Source organism: Aeromonas sp. S18(2024) (assembly GCF_041402525.1).
In the GTDB taxonomy this organism is placed as follows: Bacteria; Pseudomonadota; Gammaproteobacteria; order Enterobacterales; family Aeromonadaceae; genus Aeromonas; species Aeromonas enteropelogenes.
In genome coordinates, this window is record NZ_JBGLQV010000006.1 from 82,388 (window position 1) to 101,782 (window position 19,395).

Here is a 19,395-nt window from a genome sequence, read left to right on the forward strand (position 1 = left end):
CTTTCCTTAGGCAGCGAGGCGGGCGCTGCGTTGGCGGCAGGCATCGCCAAAGGCCTGGAATATCTTGATGGAGTGGGGGTTTTCGCTGGCCTTCCACTCCGGATGCCACTGCACCGCCAACAGGAAGGGGGAAATGGTCGGGGCGTGGATCGCCTCTATCAACCCGTCTTCCGCGTGAGCCAGCGGCTCCAGACCTTCACCCAGCCGGTCGATCCCCTGGCCATGGAGCGAGTTGACCGGGATGCTTTCCTCCCCCATCAGCTGGGCAAACCAGCTGCCTGGCACCAGATTGATGGGGTGACTCTCGCCATACTGCTCATCGACCGGATCGTCGGCATCTTCCCGGTGATCGTCGTAGCCAGGTTCGCAGTATACCTTCTGATGAATATTCCCCCCCAGTGCCACGTTGATCTCCTGCATGCCGCGGCAGATCCCGAGGATCGGCAGCCCCCGCCGGAGTGCGGCCTTGATCAGCGGCAGATCGAACAGGTCGCGCTCCCGATCCTGCTGCTTCTCCGGGGTGAGGTTCTCCTGACCGTAGAGCGCCGGATCTATGTTGGAGCCAGCCCCGCTCAGGTAGATCCCGTCGGCCAGATCCAGATACTGCTCCAGATCGGCGGTGCCGCAACAGGTGGGTACCAGCAGCGGGACGCAACCGCTGATCTCCACCAACGGTGCAATGTATTTGTGGGTCATGACCTGATAGGCGTGACCGTTACGGGGCTGGGCGCCCATGGTCATCAGTACGACAGGTTTGCGATTGGTAAAGGTTGTGGGATTGGGCATAGGGCACCTTGGCTATCCTTGGCGGTGAAGTCTCGTCCTGTGCCTTGGGCAAGCCCTTGCAACTCCATGTTTGGCAAAGGCATGCCGAAGGCATGATCTCGCAATCCCGTGTTGCATGGGGTCAGCATCGTCGATCGGAGCGGACAGCAACAGCCGGGATCTTCTTTCCAGTCTGCCAATGCCGTTCAATATGTCAAACAAAATGATGCAATATTGTTAACAAAATAAAAATGGTATCGCTTGAGCGCCCCTTTTTATGGGCGTTTAGTGTGTATGGGTAGCCTGCCCAGTAGAATCTGTGGTGGATATATTAAACGCAGAGAAGAAGGGGATGTTAAGGGGGCAATGACAAACACACCTCCGCAGGGGAGGCGTGTTGCGGGGATCACAGCAGATCTTCGATCTCGCCGCGCAGATACTGATAGATCTCGCGAAAGGCCACCGGCGGTTTGTTCAGCTCCCGCTCCTTGTTGGCGTTGCGGATCAGCTGGCGCAGTTTCTGGCGGTCCAGCTCGTGGAACTGGGCCATCAGTTCGTTGAGGGCGCTGTCCCCTTCGCTGATCAGCCGTTCCCGCCACTGCTCCAGACGATGCAGGCGAGCATTCACGGTGGAGTGGCGATTCTTGATGATGGAGAGCGCTTCGGCGATGGGCTCCACATCCCGGCTGCGCATCAGGCGGCCGATGAACTGCAGATGGCGGCGGAAGGATTCATCCTTCTTCGGCTTGAGTTTGCGGCCCAGCTCGACAGCCTCGGCCAGCTCTTCATCCAGCGGGATCTTTTCCAGTTCGCTGTGACTGAGAGAGACGATCTCCTCACCCATCTTCTGCAAGGCCTCGGCATCGCGCTTGAGCTGACTCTTGCTGGGGCCCCAGTCTTCCCACTCGTTGTCGTCTTGATAGTGACTCATCGGTCTCTTGATTCCTGTCTTTCACGTTTGGCGGATATGTTACCAGCTTCTCCCGCTGGGCGCAGGGGTCTGATATGCTTAGCCCCTTTCCTTCCTTCATACAGATGTGAGTTATGGATCAGCAAGACCAAATCCGCCAGGATCAAGCCCATCTCGAGGCCGTGGTTGCCGAGGCCCTAGAGATAGCCAAAGGACTGGGCGCCTCGCTGGCCGAAGTCTCCATCAGCAAGCAGACCGGGCTGTCGGTGAACACCCGGGGCTGTGAACTGGAAAGCATCGAATTCAACAAGGATGGTGCGCTCGGCATCGCCGTCTATCGCGACGGTTGCAAGGGATCCTCGTCCACCACGGACCTGAGCAAGCCGGCCATCCGCGCCGCCGTCGAGGCGGCGATGGAAATTGCCCGTCACACCTCCCCCGACGACTGTGCCGGCCTGGCGCCTGCCGAACTGCTGGCCTGGGATGCCCCGGATCTGCAGCTGTGCCATCCGGTGGCCCTCGATCCCCAGCATGGCATCGAACTGGCCATCGAGTGCGAGCGGCTGGCGCTGGGGCGCGATGCGCGCATCAAGCACTCCGATGGCGCTGGCTTCTCCAGCCACCTCGGCATCAAGGTCTATGGCAACAGTCACGGCTTCGTCAAAGGCTATGCGGCGTCGCGCAACTCCCTGAGCTGCGTGCTGATCGGCGAGCAGGATGGTGACATGCAGCGGGATTACGGCTACTCCTCCAGCCGTACCCTCGAGGGGCTGTGGAGCCCGCAGCGCATCGCCGACGAGGCGGTGGAGCGCACCGTCTCCCGTCTCGGCGCCCGCAAGATCGCCACTCGCCATGCTCCCGTGCTGTTTCATCCCGATACGGCGGCCGGTCTCTGGGGTCATCTGGTGATGGCCATCAGCGGTGGCAATCTTTACCGCAAGTCGAGCTTCCTGCTCGATAAACTGGGCAAGCAGATCCTGCCCGATTGGCTCACCATCCAGGAGTTCCCCCACCTGTTGGGCGGCCTGGCCAGTACCCCTTTTGACGGGGAAGGGGTGCTGACCCGCGACATGGATATAGTGCATAACGGCGAGCTGATGAGCTGGTTGCTCACCTCCTACTCCGCCCGCAAGCTGGGGCTCACCACCACCGGCCACGCCGGCGGCATCCACAACTGGCAGGTGTCCAATACCGGTCAGGATTTCCAGGGCATGCTCAAGGAGATGGGTACCGGCCTGCTGGTGACCGAGCTGATGGGGCAGGGGGTCAACATCGTCAATGGTGACTACTCCCGCGGCGCCGCCGGTTTCTGGGTTGAAAATGGCGAAATCGCCTACCCGGTCGAGGAGATCACCATCGCCGGCAATCTGGCTGAGATGTTCAGCCATATAGTGGCGGTGGGTTGCGACGAGGATGAGCGCTCCAGCCTCAAGACCGGCTCAGTGCTGGTCGAGAACATGAAGCTGGCGGGGCATTAATCCTCCGCCCGTTTGGCCCAATCTGCCGGCATGAAAAAGGCCCCCACGCCAACGCGAGGGGGCCTTTTTGTCAGCCGGTGATCAGGGGCGGCAGTCAGCCCTTGATGCGCTCGATGCAACCGCCCAGGCCTTGCAGCTTCTGCTCGATGTCTTCGTAGCCACGGTCGATGTGGTAGATGCGATCGACAATGGTGGCCCCTTCGGCCACGAAGCCGGCCAGCACCAGGCTGGCGGAGGCGCGCAGATCGGTGGCCATCACCTGGGCACCCTTGAGCTGCTGGGCGTCGCGGCAGATGGCGACGTTGCCCTGCAGTTCGATGTCGGCACCCATCCGTACCAGCTCAGGCACGTGCATGAAGCGGTTCTCGAAGATGGTCTCGGTGACCATGCCTGTACCTTTGGCTACCGCGTTCAGCACGGTGAACTGGGCCTGCATGTCGGTCGGGAACGCAGGGTAGGGGGCAGTCTTGATGGTGACCGGCTTGAGGGTGCGACCGGTCATGTCCAGGGTGATCCAGTCTTCACCCTTCTCAATCAGGGCGCCGGCCTCTTCCAGCTTGACTAGTACTGCTTCCAGCAGGGTCGGGTCTGTCTTGCGGCAGGTGATCTTGCCGCCGGTCACGGCTGCGCCCACCAGGAAGGTTCCGGTCTCGATGCGGTCAGGCTGCACGCTGTAGCTGCCACCGTGCAGACGCTCGACGCCATCGATGACCAGAGTGTCGGTGCCCGCCCCCTGGATCTTGGCGCCCAGGGTATTGAGGAAGTTGGCGAGATCGACCACTTCCGGCTCGCGCGCGGCGTTTTCGATCACGGTGCGACCGTCAGCCAGGGTGGCGGCCATCATCAGGTTCTCGGTACCGGTGACGGAAACCATGTCCATCAGGATGTGAGCACCTTTCAGACGACCGTCGACGCGGGCTTTGATGTAGCCATCCTCAATGGCGATCTTGGCTCCCATCAGCTCCAGGCCGTGCACATGCAGGTTGACCGGGCGGGCACCGATGGCGCAGCCACCTGGCAGGGAGACGTCGGCCGCACCGTAGCGGGCAGCCAGCGGGCCCAGCGCCAGGATGGAGGCGCGCATGGTCTTGACCAGCTCGTAAGGGGCCACGTGGTTGTTCACGGCACCGGCCAGCACGGTGACGTTGCCATTCACCTTGGTGGTCGCGCCCAGCATCTCCAGCAGCTTGATGGTGGTGCCTACGTCTTTGAGGCGCGGCACGTTGGAGAGCTGAACCTCTTCGTCGCACAGCAGGGTGGCGAACAGGATCGGCAGGGCGGCGTTTTTGGCGCCGGAAATGGTCACTTCACCGGAGAGGGTGCAGGGGCCGGTGATCTTGAATTTGTCCATGGTTACTTCGTTACCAAATCAGGAGGGCAATAGGAATTTACGTTCGCGCTTCCACTCGGCTTCGGTAAAGGCCTTGATGGAGAGGGCGTGAATGGCGTTGCTGGCGATCTTGTCCATCAGCGGGGCATAGATGGCCTGCTGTTTCTTGACTCGGCTCATACCGTCAAACATGTCGCCGACGGCAATCACCTGGTAGTGGCTGCCATCCCCTTTGACATGGACTTCGGACAATGGCAGAGCCTCAAGGAGTATCGCTTCAATTTCAGAGACTTGCATTATGCGTCCTCAGTTGTGAGCGGGGTTGATTGAAACAGACTGGCCACCCCGTAGAGGTTGGCCAGGGTATAGAAATCAGTGGAGGCGCCCACCAGTTGCGGTGTGGCGCCTCGTGCCAGGGCGGCTTTTGCCCATTTGACCAGCAGGGCCAGGCCGGCGGAGTCCAGGGTGGTGACCTGGCTCAGCTCCAGCTTGTCATCCTGCCACCAGTCGGCGCGGCGTTGCCACAGGTCATTGACCTGTGGCGCCTGCAGCTCGCCCCTGAAGATCATGACTTGATCACCAGCGGCTTGGCGTTGTGCTCGCGCAGCTGGGCGATCACTGCATCGATGCCGTCCTGGCGAATGAGGCCACCGAGCTCGCCCTGTTTGGCGGAGAGCAGGCTGATCCCCTCGGCGACCATGTCGAAGGCTTTCCATTCGCCGGTCTTGTTGTTCTTGCGCAGCTTGAACTCGAGGAAGATATCCGGCTTGCCGGCCTCTTTCACGCTGACGTTGACGGCGGTGATGTTGCCGTTGGGTACCTTGCCCGGCTCGACTTTCACGGTCTGCTTGTCGAAGTGGGCCAGGGCATCGGCGTAGGAGCTCACCATGTACTCGGTGAAGACCTCGACGAAGGCGTCGCGCTGGGCCGGGGTGGTCTGCTTGATCTGGTTGCCAAGCACCTTGTAGGCGGCGAAGCGGTTGTCCACGTATGGCAGCAGCTCTTCGCGGATGATGACGCGCAGGTGGTCAGGATTGCTTTTGATCTGTGCCTGATCGGCCTTCAGACGAGCGAAGGTCTGCTTGGCGGCCATGTCGACCAGCGCATTGGGATCGGTGGCGTCCACCGCGGCCTGGGCGGACAGGGAAAAGAGCATGCTGGTCATCAGGCCCAGCAGCAGGGCGATCTTCTTGAACATGGTTACTCCTTACTTGCTGTCTGATTTGCTGTCGGAGGATTGGCTGTAGAGGAACTTGCCAATCAGATCTTCCAGCACGATGGCGGATTTGGTGTCTTCAATCATGTCACCATCCTTGAGCATGCCGGTGCCCATGTCCTCATCGGTGAAGCCTGGGGTCAGACCTATGTACTGCTCGCCGAGCAGGCCGGAGGTGAGGATGGAGAGAGAGCTGGTTTCGGAAAACTCGCCTGCACTCTTTTGCATCTGCAGGGTGATTTCGGGAACCTGGGTTTGAGGGTCGAGTGTAATGTCGCTCACCCGACCGACCACCACGCCACCGACCTTGACCGGAGAGCGTACTTTCAGGCCGCCGATATTATCGAAATGCGCGTGCAGGGTATAGGTTTCTCCCTCCGGTTTGAAGCTCAAACCGGCCACTTGCAGAGCCAGTGCCAGAATGGCACCGATGCCAGCCAGCATGAAGAGGCCGACCAGGAATTCTACTTTGCTGAACTTCATCTTTACCTTATCCAAACATGACTGCGGTGAGTATAAAATCCAGACCGAGCACGGCCAGGGATGAGTGAACCACGGTGCGGGTCGTGGCCTGGCTGATCCCGGCCGAGGTCGGCTTGGCATCATAACCGTTGAAAAGGGCAATCCAGGTGACCACAAGGGCGAAGATCAGGCTCTTGATGGCACCCTGCATGATGTCATCCTGCCAGTCGACGGAGGCCTGCATGGCGGACCAGAAGCCCCCTTCATCCACCCCCAGCCAGTCCACGCCGACCAGCTTGCCACCGAAGATGCCGATCAGGCTGAACATGAAGGCCAGCAGCGGCATGCTGATGACCCCCGCCCAGAAGCGGGGCGCCACCACCCGGCGCAGCGGATCCACCGCCATCATCTCAAGGCTGGAGAGCTGCTCGGTGGCCTTCATCAGACCGATTTCCGCGGTCAGGGCAGAACCTGCGCGGCCGGCAAACAGCAGGGCGGTCACCACAGGACCCAGTTCCCGCAGCAGGGAGAGAGAGACCAGAGGGCCCAGGCTCTGCTCGGCACCGAAGTCTTTCAGTACGTTGTAGCCCTGCAAGGAGAGCACCATGCCGATGAACAGACCCGACACCAGAATGATGGCCACCGACTGCACCCCGACCACATAAAGTTGCTGGATCAGCAGCGGGAAGTGCTTGCGCGGCTCGGGTTTGCCCGCCAGCGCATGGAACAACATGATGGTTGCCCGGCCGATGGCGGTAATGAAACGTACGCCGCGTCGTCCCAGCTTGCTTATTTGGCTTGTCAACATCAGAGATCCTGTAGCAGGTCGCCTGCCGGAAAATGAAACGGAACAGGACCGTCGGGCAATCCTTTCAGGAACTGCTCGACTTCGGGGTTGTGCTCCTCGCGCAGTTGCGCCGGCGTGCCGTGTGCCACTACCTGGCGGTTGGCAATGATGTAGGCGTAATCGGCGATGCCGAGCACCTCCTTCACATCGTGGGTGACAATGACGGAGGTGATGCCGAGGGCATTGTTCAACTCCTTGATCAGCTTCACCAGCACCGCCATGGTGATGGGATCCTGACCGACGAAGGGTTCGTCATACATGATGAGGTCGGGGTCGAGTGCGATGGCCCGTGCCAGCGCCGCGCGCCGAGCCATGCCGCCGGAGAGCTCGGATGGCATCAGTTTTGCGGCACCGCGCAGCCCTACGGCCTGCAGCTTCATCATGACGATGGTGTGGATCAGTTCTTCCGGCAGGCCTGAGTGCTCCCGCAGCGGGAAGGCCACGTTGTCGTAGACCGTCATGCCGGTGAACAGGGCGCCGCTCTGAAACAGCATGCTCATCCGCTTGCGCACCTCGTAGAGGCGCGAACGGGAGAGGCTGGGGATATCTTCCCCGTCAAACAGGATGTGACCGGACTCGGGCTTGAGCTGGCCACCGATCAGCCGCAGCAAGGTGGTCTTGCCGATGCCGCTCGGGCCCATGACGGCGGTGACCTGGCCACGGGGAATGGTCAGGTTGATCCCGTCATACAACAGCCTATCTCCGTGACTGAAGGTCAGGTCGGAGATGGTGATCAGGTCATTGTTCAAACAATTGTCCATCCGGTGCAAATGAGGAGCGAATTTTATGGGCTAGTCTAGGTCTAAGCAACATCAAGGAACAACTATTGAACAGGCTGGCAGCCCGTTTGTACGCCAAATTTGTGTAACAAAGTGCGTCATCCAGCCGGGGATCCACCATCCGATTCGCTTATCCGGACAGACTTTTTTATAATCCCGCAGCTAATTTCGGCCCGGAGCTGTGTCTTTATGTCTGTAAAGCCTGAGAAAGTGTCTGACCTGTTCGATTTTCGTCGCAGTGCCCGCGCGGTACTGGACACGGAAAAGCAAGCGATTGATGGACTCTACCAGTATCTGAATGACGCCTTCGACAAGGCGTGCGAGATGGTGCTGCGTTGTGGTGGCAAGATAGTGGTCACAGGGATGGGCAAGTCTGGCCATATCGGCAGCAAGATTGCCGCGACCCTGGCCAGCACCGGCACTCCCGCCTTCTTCCTCCATCCGGGGGAAGCCAGCCATGGGGATCTGGGGATGATTTCCGCAGGCGATCTCATTATCGCTATCTCCAACTCGGGCGAGAGCGACGAGATCCTGGCCCTGCTGCCGGTGCTCAAGCGCCGCGGCATACCGCTCATCTGCATGACCGGCAACCCCGCTTCTACCATGGCCAAGGAGGCCAATGTGCACCTGTGCATCAAGGTGGAAAAAGAGGCTTGTCCGCTCGGACTCGCGCCCACGTCGAGCACCACTGCAACCCTGGTGATGGGGGATGCGCTGGCGGTGGCCCTGCTGGAAGCGCGCGGTTTCACCGCCGATGACTTTGCTCTCTCCCACCCGGGCGGGTCGCTGGGCAAGCGCTTGTTGCTGCGGGTCGGCGATCTGATGCACAGTGGTGATCTGTTGCCCCAGGTTTCTATTGATGCCACCATCAGCGAGGCGTTGCTGGAGGTGAGCCGCAAAGGACTCGGCATGACGGCGGTGGTCGATCAGCACGGTCTGCTGGCGGGACTCTTTACCGATGGCGACCTGCGCCGCATTCTCGATCAGCAGGTGGACATCCATCACACCCCGATCAGCCGCGTGATGACCGCCAACTGTGTTACCGTAGGGCCGGAAATGATGGCGGCCGAAGCCGTCAAACTGATGGAAACCAGAAAGATCAACGGATTACTGGTGGTGGATGGAGACAAGCGCCCGCTGGGTGCCTTCAACATGCACGACCTGCTGAAAGCCGGAGTAATTTGATGCAAAACGTACCGACCCTTTATGGTCCGGTGACGCGCAGCCAGTATGACAAGGCGGCGCAAATCCGCCTGCTGGTGTGCGATGTGGATGGGGTACTCTCCAATGGCCTCATCTATATGGGTAACAACGGCGAGGAGCTGAAGACCTTCTGTACCCGCGATGGTGCAGGCATGCGGGCGCTGCTCAACGCCGGGATCGAGATCGCCATCATCACGGGGCGCAACTCCCGCATCGTCAGTGATCGGATGAAGAGTCTCAGAGTGAATCACGTGGTGCAGGGGGCGGACAAGAAATTGCCCCATTTCGAGGCATTGCTGGCCAAGCTGGGCCTGGATGCGTCGCAGGCCGCCTACATGGGCGATGACACCATAGATCTGCCGGTGATGGAGGCTTGTGGCCTTGGTATTGCGGTGGCCGATGCCCATCCTCTGGTCTTGCGCCGGGCCGACATGGTGACTCGCCTGGCTGGCGGCACAGGCGCGGTGCGCGAGGTATGCGACCTGATCCTGCAGGCCCAGGGGTACGGAGATTACCAGCCCGAGGCATCGGTATGAACAGACAGACCCTGTTGTTTGCCCTGTTGTTTCTGGTTGCCCTGGTCGCCTGGCAGTTGAGCAAGGTGGAGCTGGTGCCGGAGAGCACGGTAAAAACCGAGCATTATCAGCCGGATTTTGTCGCCAAAGAGTTGGTGACCACCCGTTTCGATGTGAACGGCAAGCGTACCGAACGGTTGGAGTCGGCCTATGCCGAGTACTACCAGATCATCGAGCAGGCGACATTCGACAAGCCCGTCGTCTACATGTTCGATGACAAGGGGGAGGCTGAATGGAAAGTCACGGCCGATACTGGTGTGCTCAACACCGATGACAACGTGATCATGCGGGACAAGGTGCATCTGGACGGTCTGCTGCCCACCTCTTTCATCTCCACGCTCGATACTCCCTATCTGGAGCTGGACCTGGTGACCCAGGATGTGCGCAGCAATCGGGAAGTGAAGATTTTGGGTCAGGATTTCCAGACCGAAGGGGTTGGCCTGAAAGGCCATCTGGACCGCAAATATTTTGAGTTACTGGATCAAGGTCATGCCATCTATTTCAATGAAAAACGTTAATCTGGCCCTCGCAGCCTTGTTGTTCTGCGGTGTTGTGACCGCCAAAGAGTCCGACTTTGCCGAGAAGGTCTATGTCGATGCCATCAAGCAGGTCGCAGAGATGCAGGATAATCGCGTCACCTTCGAGCAGGATGTGATCATCACTCAGGGCACTATCAAGATTAAGGCCGACAAAGTGGTGGTGACCCGCTCCGGCGAGAAAGGGGCTGAGGTGATGACCGCTTATGGCAAACCCGCTACCTTCTTCCAGATCCTGGACAATGGCAAGCCGGTCAACGCCCACGGCAACAGCATTCGCTACGAGTTGAAGAAGCGCCTGGTGACCATCACCGGCAATGGCCAGCTCAAGCAGGAAGATAGTCAGGTCAATGGTGACCTGATCCGCTACGACATCGTTAAACAGAAGATGATCGCCGAGAGCAAGACACCGAACCAGCGGGTCAAAACCGTCTTCCTGCCGGATCAGGTAGAGAATTTCGACAAGCCGGCCGATCAGCAGACCCAGGGAAAATAAGCCATGGCAGTATTGAAAGCAGTGGGCCTGCAGAAGAGCTACAAGCGCCGCATGGTGGTCAGTGATGTGAGTCTGGAAGTAGGCACAGGCCAGATCGTCGGCTTGCTCGGACCCAACGGCGCCGGCAAGACGACCTCGTTTTACATGATTGTCGGCCTAGTGCAGCGTGATGCCGGTCTCATCACCATCGATGATCAGGATATCAGCCTGCAGCCCATGCACGTGCGTGCCCGCAACGGCATCGGCTATCTGCCGCAGGAAGCCTCGATTTTCCGCCGTCTCTCGGTGTTCGACAACCTGATGGGAGTCATGCAGACTCGCAAGGGGTTGAGTCGCGAGGAGCGGGAAGACAAGGTCGAACAGCTGCTGGAAGAGTTCAACATCACCCACATCCGCGACAACCTGGGTCAGAGTTTGTCCGGTGGCGAGCGGCGCCGGGTCGAAATTGCCCGCGCCCTGGCGGCGGAGCCGCGCTTTATCCTGCTGGATGAGCCGTTTGCCGGTGTGGATCCCATTTCTGTGATAGACATCAAGAAGATCATCCAGCACCTGAAAGATAGGGGGCTGGGCGTCTTGATCACCGACCACAACGTCAGAGAGACTCTGGACGTATGCGAGAAGGCTTATATCGTCAGCCACGGCCAGATGATTGCTGAAGGTGCGCCGGCTGATATCCTCGCCGATGAGCAGGTCAAGCGCGTCTATTTGGGCGATCAATTCAGTCTATAGTAAGGGGGCATGCCTTCATTTCCTTTGCCGCGTGCCTCGCTGAACATAAGGATATCCCGACGTAGATGAAGCCGACATTACAGTTGCGTCTCGGTCAATCCCTGACCATGACGCCGCAATTACAACAAGCGATTCGTCTGCTCCAGCTCTCCTCTCTGGAACTTCAGCAGGAAATTCAGCAAGCGCTCGAAAACAATCCCCTGCTGGAGCAGGAAGAGAGCGAGGTGCAGGAGACATCCCCGCAAGATCAGGTCGATGCCAGCCAGCTGGATTCCAGCGATGCCATGGCCCAGGATCAGATGCCGGACGAGTTGCCGGTGGATACGACCTGGGACGAGGTCTATTCCGCGGGGACGGCCCAGAGTGCCGGACCCATCCATGATGGGGATGACACCGTCTACCAGGGGGAGACCACAGAGAACCTGCAGGACTACCTGTTGTGGCAGATGCGCCTCACCCCGTTCAGCGATGTGGATGCGGCCATTGCGCTTGCCATCATAGATGCCATCGACGAATCCGGTTATCTGACAGTGTCGCTGGAAGATATCCAAGCGGCGGTGAGCAGCGACGAAGTGGAGGTCGAACTCGATGAAATCGAGGTCGTGCTCAAGCGGGTGCAACACTTCGATCCCGTGGGGATCGCAGCTCGTTCGGTGCAGGAGTGCCTGCTGATCCAGCTGGAGCAGTACGACCCCGAGACTCCCTGGATCAGTGAGGCCAAGGAGGTGATCCAGGAGCATATGGATCTGCTCGGCAATCGCGATTATCGCACCCTGGCACGCAAGACCCGGCTCAAGGAGAGCGACCTCAAGGAGGTGCTGGATCTGATCCAGCTGCTGGAGCCGAGGCCGGGCAACGGCATTATCCAGAGCGACTCCCAGTACGTGATCCCGGACGTCTCCGTAGTCAAACGGCAGAATCGCTGGGTGGTGGAACTCAATCCTGATTCATCCCCGCGCATCCGGGTCAACGAGACCTATGCCGCTATGGCACGTAACGCCCGTAGCAGCACGGATACCCAGTTTATCCGCTCCCACTTGCAGGAAGCCAAGTGGTTCATCAAGAGCCTTGAGAGCCGTAACGACACCCTGTTGAAAGTGGCCAGCTGCATCGTCGAGCAGCAACAGGGCTTTTTCGAATATGGTGAAGAGGCGATGAAGCCGATGGTGCTCAACGATATCGCCGAAGCGGTGGAGATGCACGAGTCGACCATCTCCCGTGTAACAACCCAGAAATACATGCATACCCCCCGCGGTATTTTCGAACTGAAGTTTTTTTTCTCCAGCCATGTGAATACAGAAGGAGGAGGAGAGTGCTCATCGACCGCAATCCGTGCGCTCATCAAGAAGCTGGTGACGGCGGAGAACCCCGCCAAACCGCTAAGTGATAGCAAGATCGCGGATTTGCTGGCCGAACAGGGTATTATGGTGGCTAGACGCACGATCGCTAAGTACCGCGAATCCCTGTTTATCCCACCTTCCAATCAGCGCAAACGCCTGGTTTAGGCAAAACAAAAGGATGACGTTATGCAAATTAACCTGACCGGACACCATGTCGAGATTACCGAAGCTCTGCGTGATTATGTGAATAACAAATTTGCCAAACTCGAGCGTCACTTCGACCACATCAACAACGTGCATGTGGTGCTGAGCGTGGAAAAACTGAACCAGATCGCCGAAGCCAAACTGCATGTCAGTGGCGGCGAGGTCTTCGCCAACTCCGAGCATGCCGATATGTATGCCGCGATAGATACCCTGCTCGACAAGCTGGACAGGCAGATCATCAAGCATAAAGACAAGTTAAATAAAAAATAACCATGCAACTTGAACACATACTGAGTCGGGACTGCACCAAGAGTGCAGTCCCTTGTACTAGCAAGAAACGGGCCCTCGAAATCATCAGCGAGCTGGCCGCCGAGCGCCTGGGTACCTCACGCCAGGCGCTGTTTGAATGCTTGCTGGCCCGCGAAAAAATGGGCAGTACCGGGATCGGTGCCGGTATCGCGATCCCTCATGGTCGTATCGATGATGAATTTCCGCCCACCGCTATTCTGATGACGTTTGCCGATCCCATCCCTTTCGACTCCATCGACAATCAACCGGTTGACCTGCTGTTTGCTCTGCTGGTACCGGAAAGCGAGTGCAAACAGCATCTCAAGACCCTTTCCCTGATGGCCTCCAAGCTGGGTGACAAGGCGGTATGCCGCCAGTTACGCCAGGCAACCAGCGATGAAGAGCTCTATCAGATCATGACCTCAGCCTGATATACAGGCCAGGATCACACACCCGTTTTGGCGTGAGGGAACAAGATGCAGTTAATCGTGGTAAGTGGACGCTCGGGCTCCGGTAAAACCGTCGCCCTGAGGGTATTGGAAGATCTGGGTTATTACTGTGTGGACAACCTGCCGGTCAACCTGTTGCCCCAGCTGATCGTTTCGGTCGAGAGCCAGTACGACAAGCTGGCAGTCAGCATAGACGTGCGCAACTTGCCGAATGATTCGGAAAAACTGGAGAATCTGCTGGCTCAGGTGCGCAACGAGGGCAGGGTCGAGTTTGCCAGCTTCTTCTTCGATGCCGACAACACCACGCTGCTCAAGCGATATGGCGAGAGCCGCCGGCTGCACCCCTTGTCGCGCAACAAACTGTCGTTGGACGAGGCGATCCGGGAAGAGACCCATCTGCTGGCGCCGCTCTCCTCAACTGCCGATCTGCGCATCGATACTACCAGCCTCAGCATTCACGACTTGAGCGAGCTCATCAAGACTCGGGTGCTCGGCAAGAAAGAGAACGAGTTGGTGCTGGTGTTCGAGTCGTTCGGTTTCAAATATGGCATACCCAAGGATGCTGATTTCGTGTTCGACGCTCGCTTCCTGCCCAATCCGCACTGGATCCCCGAACTCAAACCTTTTACCGGCAAGGATGAGCCGGTGGCCAGCTACCTCTCGGCCCAGGCGGACGTGATGCTGTTCACCCAGCAGATCGAACACATGCTGGTGACCTGGCTCCCCCATCTGGAGCGCAATAACCGCAGCTATCTCACGGTCGGCATCGGCTGTACCGGGGGCCAGCACAGATCGGTATTCATCGCCGAACGCCTGGCCAACTCCTTCCGGCAGCTCGGCAAGAACGTGCAAATTCGCCACCGCACCCTCGACAAGAGCAGTTCCCAAGCGTGATACCCCAATAGGACGACCTGATGACAGTTTCCGCCTCGGTTGAAGTGAAGAACAAGCTGGGTATCCACGCTCGGCCAGCCATGATGCTGTTCGAGCTGGTACAGGGTTTTGATGCCCATGTGCTGCTGCGCAATGAGGACGGTGTGGAGGCTGATGCAGACAGTGTGATTGGCTTGCTGATGCTGGACTCTGCCCAGGGCCGCCAGGTGGAAGTTCAGGTGGAGGGCCCCGACGAGGTGGAAGCCCTGGCTGCCGTTGTCGCGTTGTTTACGTCCGGTTTCAACGAAGAGTAGTCGCTCAGCCTTCTGGCGTATGAGACGCCACGCATAAGGAGAATACCTGCGGCTTCTCAGGTATTCTCTCTCCTTCCCACTCCGCTATCTCCTGCCGTCGACGTCCTGCGTGTACAGCACCCTAGCGGGTTGCCCGCTTCTGGTAGCGCAGATCCTCTTCTATGGTGACCACGACTTCGAGCGGTTTGCCCTCACGAAATACCGAGATGGTGAGCTTGGTGCCCGGGCGACTCTCGACAATCTTGTCCATGGCAGCCCGAACGCCGCTGATGGCCTCGCCGTTGATCTTGAGCAGTACATCTCCCCGCTTCAGACCGCCCTTGCTGGCCGGGCCGTTGGGATCCAGGCTCTCCACCACCAGGCCACGCAGATCGCCCAGGTTCATCATGCGGGCGACGATGGGGTTGATCTCGACGCTGGAGACACCGAGGTAGCCACGGATGACCCGACCGTTGGCGATCAGCTCATCCATTATCCGCTTGGCCAGCCGGTAGGGGATGGCGAAGCTGATGCCGTAAGTCTCCTGATTGCCGTTGAGGTGATAAGTAGCGGTGTTGATCCCCACCAGATCGCCACGACCATTGACCAGAGCCCCGCCCGAGTTGCCCTCATTGATGGCGGCATCGGTCTGCAGCAGATCCTGGCGGCCATTGCTGTCAGGTCCCATGCTGGAGAGCCCGGCGCGCCCGGTCGCGCTGATGATGCCTTGAGTGATGGTTTGGCCAACGTTGTAGGGGTTGCCGATGGCAAGCACCACATCCCCCACCTCAGGCTGCCGTTCCGGATCCTGAGGGATCACCGGCAGATTGTCCGCTTCGATATAGAGTACGGCGAGATCGGTCAGCTGATCGATACCGACCAGTTCGGCGCTGAACACCCGGCCATCCTGCAGTGCGACGATGATCTGGTCGGCATCGGCAATGACGTGATAATTGGTCAGCACGTAACCGCGGGAAGTCATGATGACGCCGGAGCCCAGCCCCTGTGGGCGCAGTTCCCCCTGATTCCCCTGATTGGCGGCAAAGCTGCGGGTGTAGATATTCACGACGGCAGGGCCGGCGCGATGGGCGGCGTAGGAGAAACTCAACTCGCGGGCATTGGTGATGAGACCGGGTAGCTGGGCCCCCCCACGAAAATTGGGAAACAACACAAGCAGCAGCGCCGCGACGGTCAAACCGAAGCCGATGGACTTGCCCAAGTAACTGACTAAAGGGGGGATTTTCATGTCATTCTCATCCGTACAGGCTGCGGGCAGAGAATAACATCATCGGTGGATAAAAATCACCCGCGGCGAATGCCGCGGGTGGGGGAGGGATTAGCGGATCACCAGATAGAGTGAAGAGTCACCCCGCTGGATATTGAGTGCCAGCACGTCAGGTTTGTTCTTGAGTGCCTTGGTCAGCTCGCCCAGAGTGTTGATCCGCAGGCGGTTGACGCCGATGATGATGTCACCTTTCTGCAAGCCCGAAGCCGCCGCAGGCGAGCGTGGGTCGATATCGGCCACGGCGACGCCGGAAACAGGTTCTGTAGTGGTGCTCAGCTTGGCCCCTTCCAGTGCCGGATGCAGGGCGCTGGCCAGGATCTCGCTATCATCTGCCTTCTTCAGGGTAACCTTGACAGTCTGCTCTTTTCCGTCGCGGATAAGGCCGAGGGCAACCTGCTTGTCGGCACCCATGGTCGCGATCTTGGCGCGCAGCTCACCAAACGAACGGATGGCTTTGCCATCGATGCTGACGATGATGTCGCCAGCCTTGATGCCGGCCTTGGCTGCAGCAGAGTCAGGCATGACCTGGTTGACGAAGGCGCCATCTTTCTTGTTGTAACCGAAGGTCTTGGCAATCTCCGAAGTGAGCTCGGTGCCGGTGATCCCCAGTTGGCCACGACGCACTTCACCGTACTTGATGATCTGCTCGGAGAGGTTGCGCACCATGTTGGACGGAATGGCAAAGCCGATGCCGATGTTGCCACCGTTGGGGCCCAGGATGGCGGTGTTGATACCGATAAGCTCGCCACGCAGGTTGAGCAGGGCGCCACCCGAGTTGCCGGAGTTGATGGCCGCATCGGTCTGGATGAAGTTCTCCAGATTTTCGATGTTGAGGCCGCTACGGCCCAGGGCGCTGACAATACCCGAGGTCACGGTCTGGCCCAGCCCAAACGGGTTGCCGATGGCCAGCGCATAGTCGCCGACTCGCAGCTCGTCGGAGTCGGCAAACTTGATCTGCACCAGATCGTCGGCCTTGATTTGCAGCAGAGCGATATCGGACTGCTTGTCTTCACCAATCTTCTTGGCGGCGTACTCGCGGCCATCCTTCAGGTTGACCTTGATCTCGTCCGCTTCGTGTACCACGTGAGCATTGGTGATGACATAGCCTTTCTTGGCATCGATGATGACGCCGGAGCCCAGCGCCTGGAACGGCTGCTCGCTCACTTGCTCGTCAGGCATGTTGGGGCCAAAGAAGAAACGGAACTGTTCCGGCAGACGCTGACGGGTCACTTTCTTGCCGGAGACGGAGATATTGACCACGGCAGGGGTAACTTGCTCAAGAACCGGTGCCAGGCTCGGCATCTCCTGGTTAGATTCGAACAGGGAAGGCATTGCAGCCTGTGCAGGGGCCGCAGACATGGCGATACCGACACTGAGGGCTAGCACACTGAGCATGGAAAGAGGTTTACGCATATGAAAAACAGCTCCCAGAAAAAGTTGCATTGCAATCGTCAAGGTCAGACCACAGGGCTGGCGGATTAGTTCCGCGAGGCACTAGCTTGTTTGCTTGAGCAAACCGGAAGAGGCTCCGGCATAGTCACGGGGAGGAATGCCGGGTTCAGTCTCGGTGCTGGTTTGCGTTTCTTCTACCGGCGGCTCACGGAACAGGGGTTCTTGAGCCTTGGCCAGGAACTTGCTCTGCTCCGCCATGTGGCGGTAGAGGGTCTGATATTGCTCGGCCAGTTGCTCCATCAGCACCGCACTGTCGGCGAAGTGGGTATTGATTTGGCCCTGATAACTTTCGAGCTCTTTGTGGGCCTTCTTCAGTTCCTGTTCCAGACGGCCGGCATCACGGCTACGTACCGAGAAACGGCCGATGATGATACCGATGATCAGGGCCGCGACAGCCAGCAGGATCCCAGTTAACAGACTCATAGATGCTCCTTGTTACAGCTAAAACAGTGTGTTGATTCGGTTGAACAAACCGCCATGCCTGGTTGGCACTATACCGTGCGTCCCGAGGCCGTGATACCATTTTGTCCTCTATTCAGGGACTTGGAGAGGCACATCAAGGATGACACCGCAGCAAAAATATCAGCAGGATCTGCTGCGTCCGGGTTTTCAGGCCGACCCCGCCCAGCGTATGGCGATCAGCAGGCTGGAGCGACTGTATCAGGATTTGCAGCGGCGCCCGACTCCGACCAGATCCGGCGGACTGTTGGGCTGGCTGCAAAAGCCGAAACCGCCCGAGCCCATCCAGGGTATCTATATGTGGGGCGGTGTCGGCAGAGGCAAGACTTGGCTGATGGATACTTTTTTCGAGAGCCTGCCGGGTGAGCGTAAACTGCGCTGCCATTTTCACCGTTTCATGCACCGCATCCACGATGAACTTAATGCATTGAACGGCCAGACCGATCCACTCAAGCAGATTGCCAGCAAGCTCGCCAGCGAGACGGATATCATCTGTTTCGATGAGTTTTTCGTCTCCGACATTACAGACGCCATGTTGCTGGGCACCCTGTTTCAGGAACTGTTTGGCCACGGCGTAGTGCTGGTCGCTACGTCTAATATTCCTCCGCAAGAGTTATATCGCAATGGACTGCAACGAGCCCGTTTTCTGCCTGCCATCGCGCTGATCGAGCGTCATTGCGAGATACTTAATGTGGATGGCGGCATCGACTATCGCTTGCGAACCCTGGAGCAGGCCGAGATCTATCACTGTCCGCTGGATCTGCAGGCAAAATCGAACCTTGAGCGTTATTTCCAGCAATTAACAGGTGGTCACGAGGCCCGGGTGGGGGATCTTGAGATCAATCATCGCCAGCTGGTGTCGCTGGGGATGGGGGAAGGGGTGCTTTACATGGAGTTCGAGCAACTTTGCTGTACTCCCCGCTCCCAGAACGACTACATAGAACTGGCCAAGTTGTTTCACACCGTCTTGCTGGCCAACGTTCAGCCAATGGGAGCTGGTACGGATGACGCGGCCCGCCGCTTCATCGCCATGGTAGATGAATTCTATGAACGGCACGTCAAGCTCATCATGTCGGCAGCTGTTCCCATGGCGGATCTCTATGGTGAAGGGCTGCTGAATTTCGAATTCCAACGCTGTCTTTCACGGCTTCAGGAAATGCAATCGCACGAATACCTTGCAAGAGTGCACCTTCCTTAGTCACAATACCGCGCCTGCCAGTCGGATGGGCATCTGCGGCAGGTAGGGCCGGGCGACATTTGCTAGCTTCATGGCAGTGAAATTAGCAGGTGATATTTAAGGCAACTTCACTTATAATCGCCCGGCCCACGTTACAGCTGTCGATAAGACAGCAACACTTTAAGCTTTACTTGTATTCGAAGGGGTACAGGTAGGCCATCGTTTGTTGTTTGTGGGAGAGCCCCCATA

At 58.5% G+C, this 19,395-nt stretch carries 24 protein-coding genes; 12 read left to right on the forward strand and 12 right to left on the reverse strand.

Annotation, left to right across the window (positions count from 1 at the left end):
- Positions 1–6: 6 nt before the first annotated feature.
- Both ACB034_RS11760 and yjgA read right to left on the reverse strand, forming a co-directional pair.
- Positions 7–786: a gamma-glutamyl-gamma-aminobutyrate hydrolase family protein gene (locus ACB034_RS11760; protein WP_124239988.1), complete on the reverse strand. Its 780-nt coding sequence runs from the start codon at positions 784–786 to the stop codon at positions 7–9.
- Positions 787–1,171: 385 nt separating this feature from the next.
- Positions 1,172–1,696 carry a ribosome biogenesis factor YjgA gene (gene yjgA / locus ACB034_RS11765; protein WP_026456364.1) on the reverse strand — a complete coding sequence of 175 codons (525 nt, stop codon included), beginning with the start codon at positions 1,694–1,696 and terminating at the stop codon, positions 1,172–1,174.
- Positions 1,697–1,809: 113 nt separating this feature from the next.
- Here yjgA and pmbA point away from each other — a divergent pair, with 113 nt between their 5' ends.
- Entirely contained in the window at positions 1,810–3,153 is a 1,344-nt protein-coding gene (gene pmbA / locus ACB034_RS11770; RefSeq protein WP_371172897.1) for a metalloprotease PmbA, read from the forward strand.
- Between the two features lie 94 nt (positions 3,154–3,247).
- On the opposite strand, the gene murA is transcribed toward pmbA, so the two are convergent.
- The 7 genes from murA to mlaF are packed head-to-tail and all read right to left on the reverse strand — an operon-like array spanning position 3,248 to position 7,769.
- Entirely contained in the window at positions 3,248–4,504 is a 1,257-nt protein-coding gene (murA, locus tag ACB034_RS11775) for a UDP-N-acetylglucosamine 1-carboxyvinyltransferase (protein WP_042070889.1), read from the reverse strand.
- An 18-nt stretch (positions 4,505–4,522) separates the two neighbouring features.
- The gene (ibaG, locus tag ACB034_RS11780; protein WP_026456362.1) at positions 4,523–4,780 is read right to left on the reverse strand and encodes a BolA family iron metabolism protein IbaG; all 258 of its coding nucleotides are present in this window, start codon (positions 4,778–4,780) and stop codon (positions 4,523–4,525) included.
- A complete protein-coding gene (locus ACB034_RS11785; RefSeq protein ID WP_026456361.1) occupies positions 4,780–5,052 on the reverse strand; it encodes a lipid asymmetry maintenance protein MlaB in 273 nt (90 codons plus the stop codon). The genes ibaG and ACB034_RS11785 overlap by 1 nt, the downstream gene beginning before the upstream one ends.
- Entirely contained in the window at positions 5,049–5,681 is a 633-nt protein-coding gene (gene mlaC / locus ACB034_RS11790) for a phospholipid-binding protein MlaC (RefSeq protein WP_371172898.1), read from the reverse strand. The genes ACB034_RS11785 and mlaC overlap by 4 nt, the downstream gene beginning before the upstream one ends.
- A 9-nt stretch (positions 5,682–5,690) precedes the next feature.
- The gene (gene mlaD / locus ACB034_RS11795) at positions 5,691–6,182 is read right to left on the reverse strand and encodes an outer membrane lipid asymmetry maintenance protein MlaD (protein WP_026456359.1); all 492 of its coding nucleotides are present in this window, start codon (positions 6,180–6,182) and stop codon (positions 5,691–5,693) included.
- 7 nt (positions 6,183–6,189) lie between these two features.
- Complete coding sequence (gene mlaE, locus ACB034_RS11800; RefSeq protein WP_042025039.1) at positions 6,190–6,969, reverse strand: lipid asymmetry maintenance ABC transporter permease subunit MlaE; 780 nt, start codon at positions 6,967–6,969, stop codon at positions 6,190–6,192.
- The gene (gene mlaF / locus ACB034_RS11805; RefSeq protein ID WP_026456358.1) at positions 6,969–7,769 is read right to left on the reverse strand and encodes a phospholipid ABC transporter ATP-binding protein MlaF; all 801 of its coding nucleotides are present in this window, start codon (positions 7,767–7,769) and stop codon (positions 6,969–6,971) included. The genes mlaE and mlaF overlap by 1 nt, the downstream gene beginning before the upstream one ends.
- A gap of 207 nt (positions 7,770–7,976) precedes the next feature.
- Here mlaF and ACB034_RS11810 point away from each other — a divergent pair, with 207 nt between their 5' ends.
- The 10 genes from ACB034_RS11810 (at position 7,977) to npr (ending at position 14,794) form a co-directional block, all read left to right on the forward strand.
- Positions 7,977–8,972 (forward strand): KpsF/GutQ family sugar-phosphate isomerase, encoded by a 996-nt coding sequence (locus ACB034_RS11810; protein WP_371172899.1) that lies wholly within the window; start codon positions 7,977–7,979, stop codon positions 8,970–8,972.
- Positions 8,972–9,526, forward strand: coding sequence for a 3-deoxy-manno-octulosonate-8-phosphatase KdsC (gene kdsC / locus ACB034_RS11815; protein ID WP_371172900.1), 555 nt, complete (start codon positions 8,972–8,974; stop codon positions 9,524–9,526). Before ACB034_RS11810 ends, kdsC begins: the two co-directional genes overlap by 1 nt.
- Positions 9,523–10,083 (forward strand): LPS export ABC transporter periplasmic protein LptC, encoded by a 561-nt coding sequence (gene lptC, locus ACB034_RS11820; RefSeq protein WP_026456113.1) that lies wholly within the window; start codon positions 9,523–9,525, stop codon positions 10,081–10,083. The genes kdsC and lptC overlap by 4 nt, the downstream gene beginning before the upstream one ends.
- Positions 10,070–10,597 carry a lipopolysaccharide transport periplasmic protein LptA gene (gene lptA, locus ACB034_RS11825; protein WP_026456112.1) on the forward strand — a complete coding sequence of 176 codons (528 nt, stop codon included), beginning with the start codon at positions 10,070–10,072 and terminating at the stop codon, positions 10,595–10,597. The genes lptC and lptA overlap by 14 nt, the downstream gene beginning before the upstream one ends.
- A gap of 3 nt (positions 10,598–10,600) precedes the next feature.
- On the forward strand, positions 10,601–11,326 hold the full coding sequence (gene lptB, locus ACB034_RS11830; protein ID WP_026456111.1) for an LPS export ABC transporter ATP-binding protein: 726 nt from the start codon (positions 10,601–10,603) through the stop codon (positions 11,324–11,326).
- A gap of 65 nt (positions 11,327–11,391) precedes the next feature.
- Positions 11,392–12,831 carry an RNA polymerase factor sigma-54 gene (locus tag ACB034_RS11835; RefSeq protein ID WP_042070883.1) on the forward strand — a complete coding sequence of 480 codons (1,440 nt, stop codon included), beginning with the start codon at positions 11,392–11,394 and terminating at the stop codon, positions 12,829–12,831.
- A 21-nt stretch (positions 12,832–12,852) separates the two neighbouring features.
- Positions 12,853–13,140, forward strand: coding sequence for a ribosome hibernation promoting factor (gene hpf / locus ACB034_RS11840; RefSeq protein ID WP_005336323.1), 288 nt, complete (start codon positions 12,853–12,855; stop codon positions 13,138–13,140).
- Positions 13,141–13,142: 2 nt separating this feature from the next.
- Positions 13,143–13,589: a PTS IIA-like nitrogen regulatory protein PtsN gene (gene ptsN, locus ACB034_RS11845; RefSeq protein WP_005336322.1), complete on the forward strand. Its 447-nt coding sequence runs from the start codon at positions 13,143–13,145 to the stop codon at positions 13,587–13,589.
- A 45-nt stretch (positions 13,590–13,634) separates the two neighbouring features.
- The gene (gene rapZ, locus ACB034_RS11850) at positions 13,635–14,501 is read left to right on the forward strand and encodes an RNase adapter RapZ (RefSeq protein ID WP_371172901.1); all 867 of its coding nucleotides are present in this window, start codon (positions 13,635–13,637) and stop codon (positions 14,499–14,501) included.
- 20 nt (positions 14,502–14,521) lie between these two features.
- Positions 14,522–14,794, forward strand: coding sequence for a PTS phosphocarrier protein NPr (npr, locus tag ACB034_RS11855; protein WP_026456107.1), 273 nt, complete (start codon positions 14,522–14,524; stop codon positions 14,792–14,794).
- Positions 14,795–14,915: 121 nt separating this feature from the next.
- On the opposite strand, the gene degS is transcribed toward npr, so the two are convergent.
- The 3 genes from degS to ACB034_RS11870 form a co-directional block, all read right to left on the reverse strand.
- A complete protein-coding gene (gene degS, locus ACB034_RS11860) occupies positions 14,916–16,019 on the reverse strand; it encodes an outer membrane-stress sensor serine endopeptidase DegS (protein WP_371172902.1) in 1,104 nt (367 codons plus the stop codon).
- A 90-nt stretch (positions 16,020–16,109) separates the two neighbouring features.
- The gene (locus ACB034_RS11865) at positions 16,110–17,471 is read right to left on the reverse strand and encodes a Do family serine endopeptidase (RefSeq protein WP_026456105.1); all 1,362 of its coding nucleotides are present in this window, start codon (positions 17,469–17,471) and stop codon (positions 16,110–16,112) included.
- 81 nt (positions 17,472–17,552) lie between these two features.
- Entirely contained in the window at positions 17,553–17,933 is a 381-nt protein-coding gene (locus tag ACB034_RS11870; RefSeq protein WP_371172903.1) for a YhcB family protein, read from the reverse strand.
- 139 nt (positions 17,934–18,072) lie between these two features.
- On the opposite strand from ACB034_RS11870, the gene zapE reads away from it, so the two are divergent.
- Positions 18,073–19,167: a cell division protein ZapE gene (gene zapE, locus ACB034_RS11875; RefSeq protein WP_042070877.1), complete on the forward strand. Its 1,095-nt coding sequence runs from the start codon at positions 18,073–18,075 to the stop codon at positions 19,165–19,167.
- Positions 19,168–19,395 lie beyond the last annotated feature (228 nt).

Coding starts and splice junctions, on each gene's coding strand:
- lptC (WP_026456113.1), top strand. CDS start 9,523: ATGAACAGACAGACCCTGTTGTTTGCCCTGTTGTTTCTGGTTGCCCTG.
- zapE (WP_042070877.1), top strand. CDS start 18,073: ATGACACCGCAGCAAAAATATCAGCAGGATCTGCTGCGTCCGGGTTTT.
- mlaD (WP_026456359.1), bottom strand. CDS start 6,182: ATGAAGTTCAGCAAAGTAGAATTCCTGGTCGGCCTCTTCATGCTGGCT.
- rapZ (WP_371172901.1), top strand. CDS start 13,635: ATGCAGTTAATCGTGGTAAGTGGACGCTCGGGCTCCGGTAAAACCGTC.
- ACB034_RS11870 (WP_371172903.1), bottom strand. CDS start 17,933: ATGAGTCTGTTAACTGGGATCCTGCTGGCTGTCGCGGCCCTGATCATC.
- ACB034_RS11760 (WP_124239988.1), bottom strand. CDS start 786: ATGCCCAATCCCACAACCTTTACCAATCGCAAACCTGTCGTACTGATG.
- mlaF (WP_026456358.1), bottom strand. CDS start 7,769: ATGGACAATTGTTTGAACAATGACCTGATCACCATCTCCGACCTGACC.
- lptB (WP_026456111.1), top strand. CDS start 10,601: ATGGCAGTATTGAAAGCAGTGGGCCTGCAGAAGAGCTACAAGCGCCGC.
- ACB034_RS11835 (WP_042070883.1), top strand. CDS start 11,392: ATGAAGCCGACATTACAGTTGCGTCTCGGTCAATCCCTGACCATGACG.
- murA (WP_042070889.1), bottom strand. CDS start 4,504: ATGGACAAATTCAAGATCACCGGCCCCTGCACCCTCTCCGGTGAAGTG.
- lptA (WP_026456112.1), top strand. CDS start 10,070: ATGAAAAACGTTAATCTGGCCCTCGCAGCCTTGTTGTTCTGCGGTGTT.
- ACB034_RS11785 (WP_026456361.1), bottom strand. CDS start 5,052: ATGATCTTCAGGGGCGAGCTGCAGGCGCCACAGGTCAATGACCTGTGG.
- mlaE (WP_042025039.1), bottom strand. CDS start 6,969: ATGTTGACAAGCCAAATAAGCAAGCTGGGACGACGCGGCGTACGTTTC.
- ptsN (WP_005336322.1), top strand. CDS start 13,143: ATGCAACTTGAACACATACTGAGTCGGGACTGCACCAAGAGTGCAGTC.
- degS (WP_371172902.1), bottom strand. CDS start 16,019: ATGAAAATCCCCCCTTTAGTCAGTTACTTGGGCAAGTCCATCGGCTTC.
- ACB034_RS11810 (WP_371172899.1), top strand. CDS start 7,977: ATGTCTGTAAAGCCTGAGAAAGTGTCTGACCTGTTCGATTTTCGTCGC.
- hpf (WP_005336323.1), top strand. CDS start 12,853: ATGCAAATTAACCTGACCGGACACCATGTCGAGATTACCGAAGCTCTG.
- yjgA (WP_026456364.1), bottom strand. CDS start 1,696: ATGAGTCACTATCAAGACGACAACGAGTGGGAAGACTGGGGCCCCAGC.
- ACB034_RS11865 (WP_026456105.1), bottom strand. CDS start 17,471: ATGCGTAAACCTCTTTCCATGCTCAGTGTGCTAGCCCTCAGTGTCGGT.
- mlaC (WP_371172898.1), bottom strand. CDS start 5,681: ATGTTCAAGAAGATCGCCCTGCTGCTGGGCCTGATGACCAGCATGCTC.
- pmbA (WP_371172897.1), top strand. CDS start 1,810: ATGGATCAGCAAGACCAAATCCGCCAGGATCAAGCCCATCTCGAGGCC.
- npr (WP_026456107.1), top strand. CDS start 14,522: ATGACAGTTTCCGCCTCGGTTGAAGTGAAGAACAAGCTGGGTATCCAC.
- ibaG (WP_026456362.1), bottom strand. CDS start 4,780: ATGCAAGTCTCTGAAATTGAAGCGATACTCCTTGAGGCTCTGCCATTG.
- kdsC (WP_371172900.1), top strand. CDS start 8,972: ATGCAAAACGTACCGACCCTTTATGGTCCGGTGACGCGCAGCCAGTAT.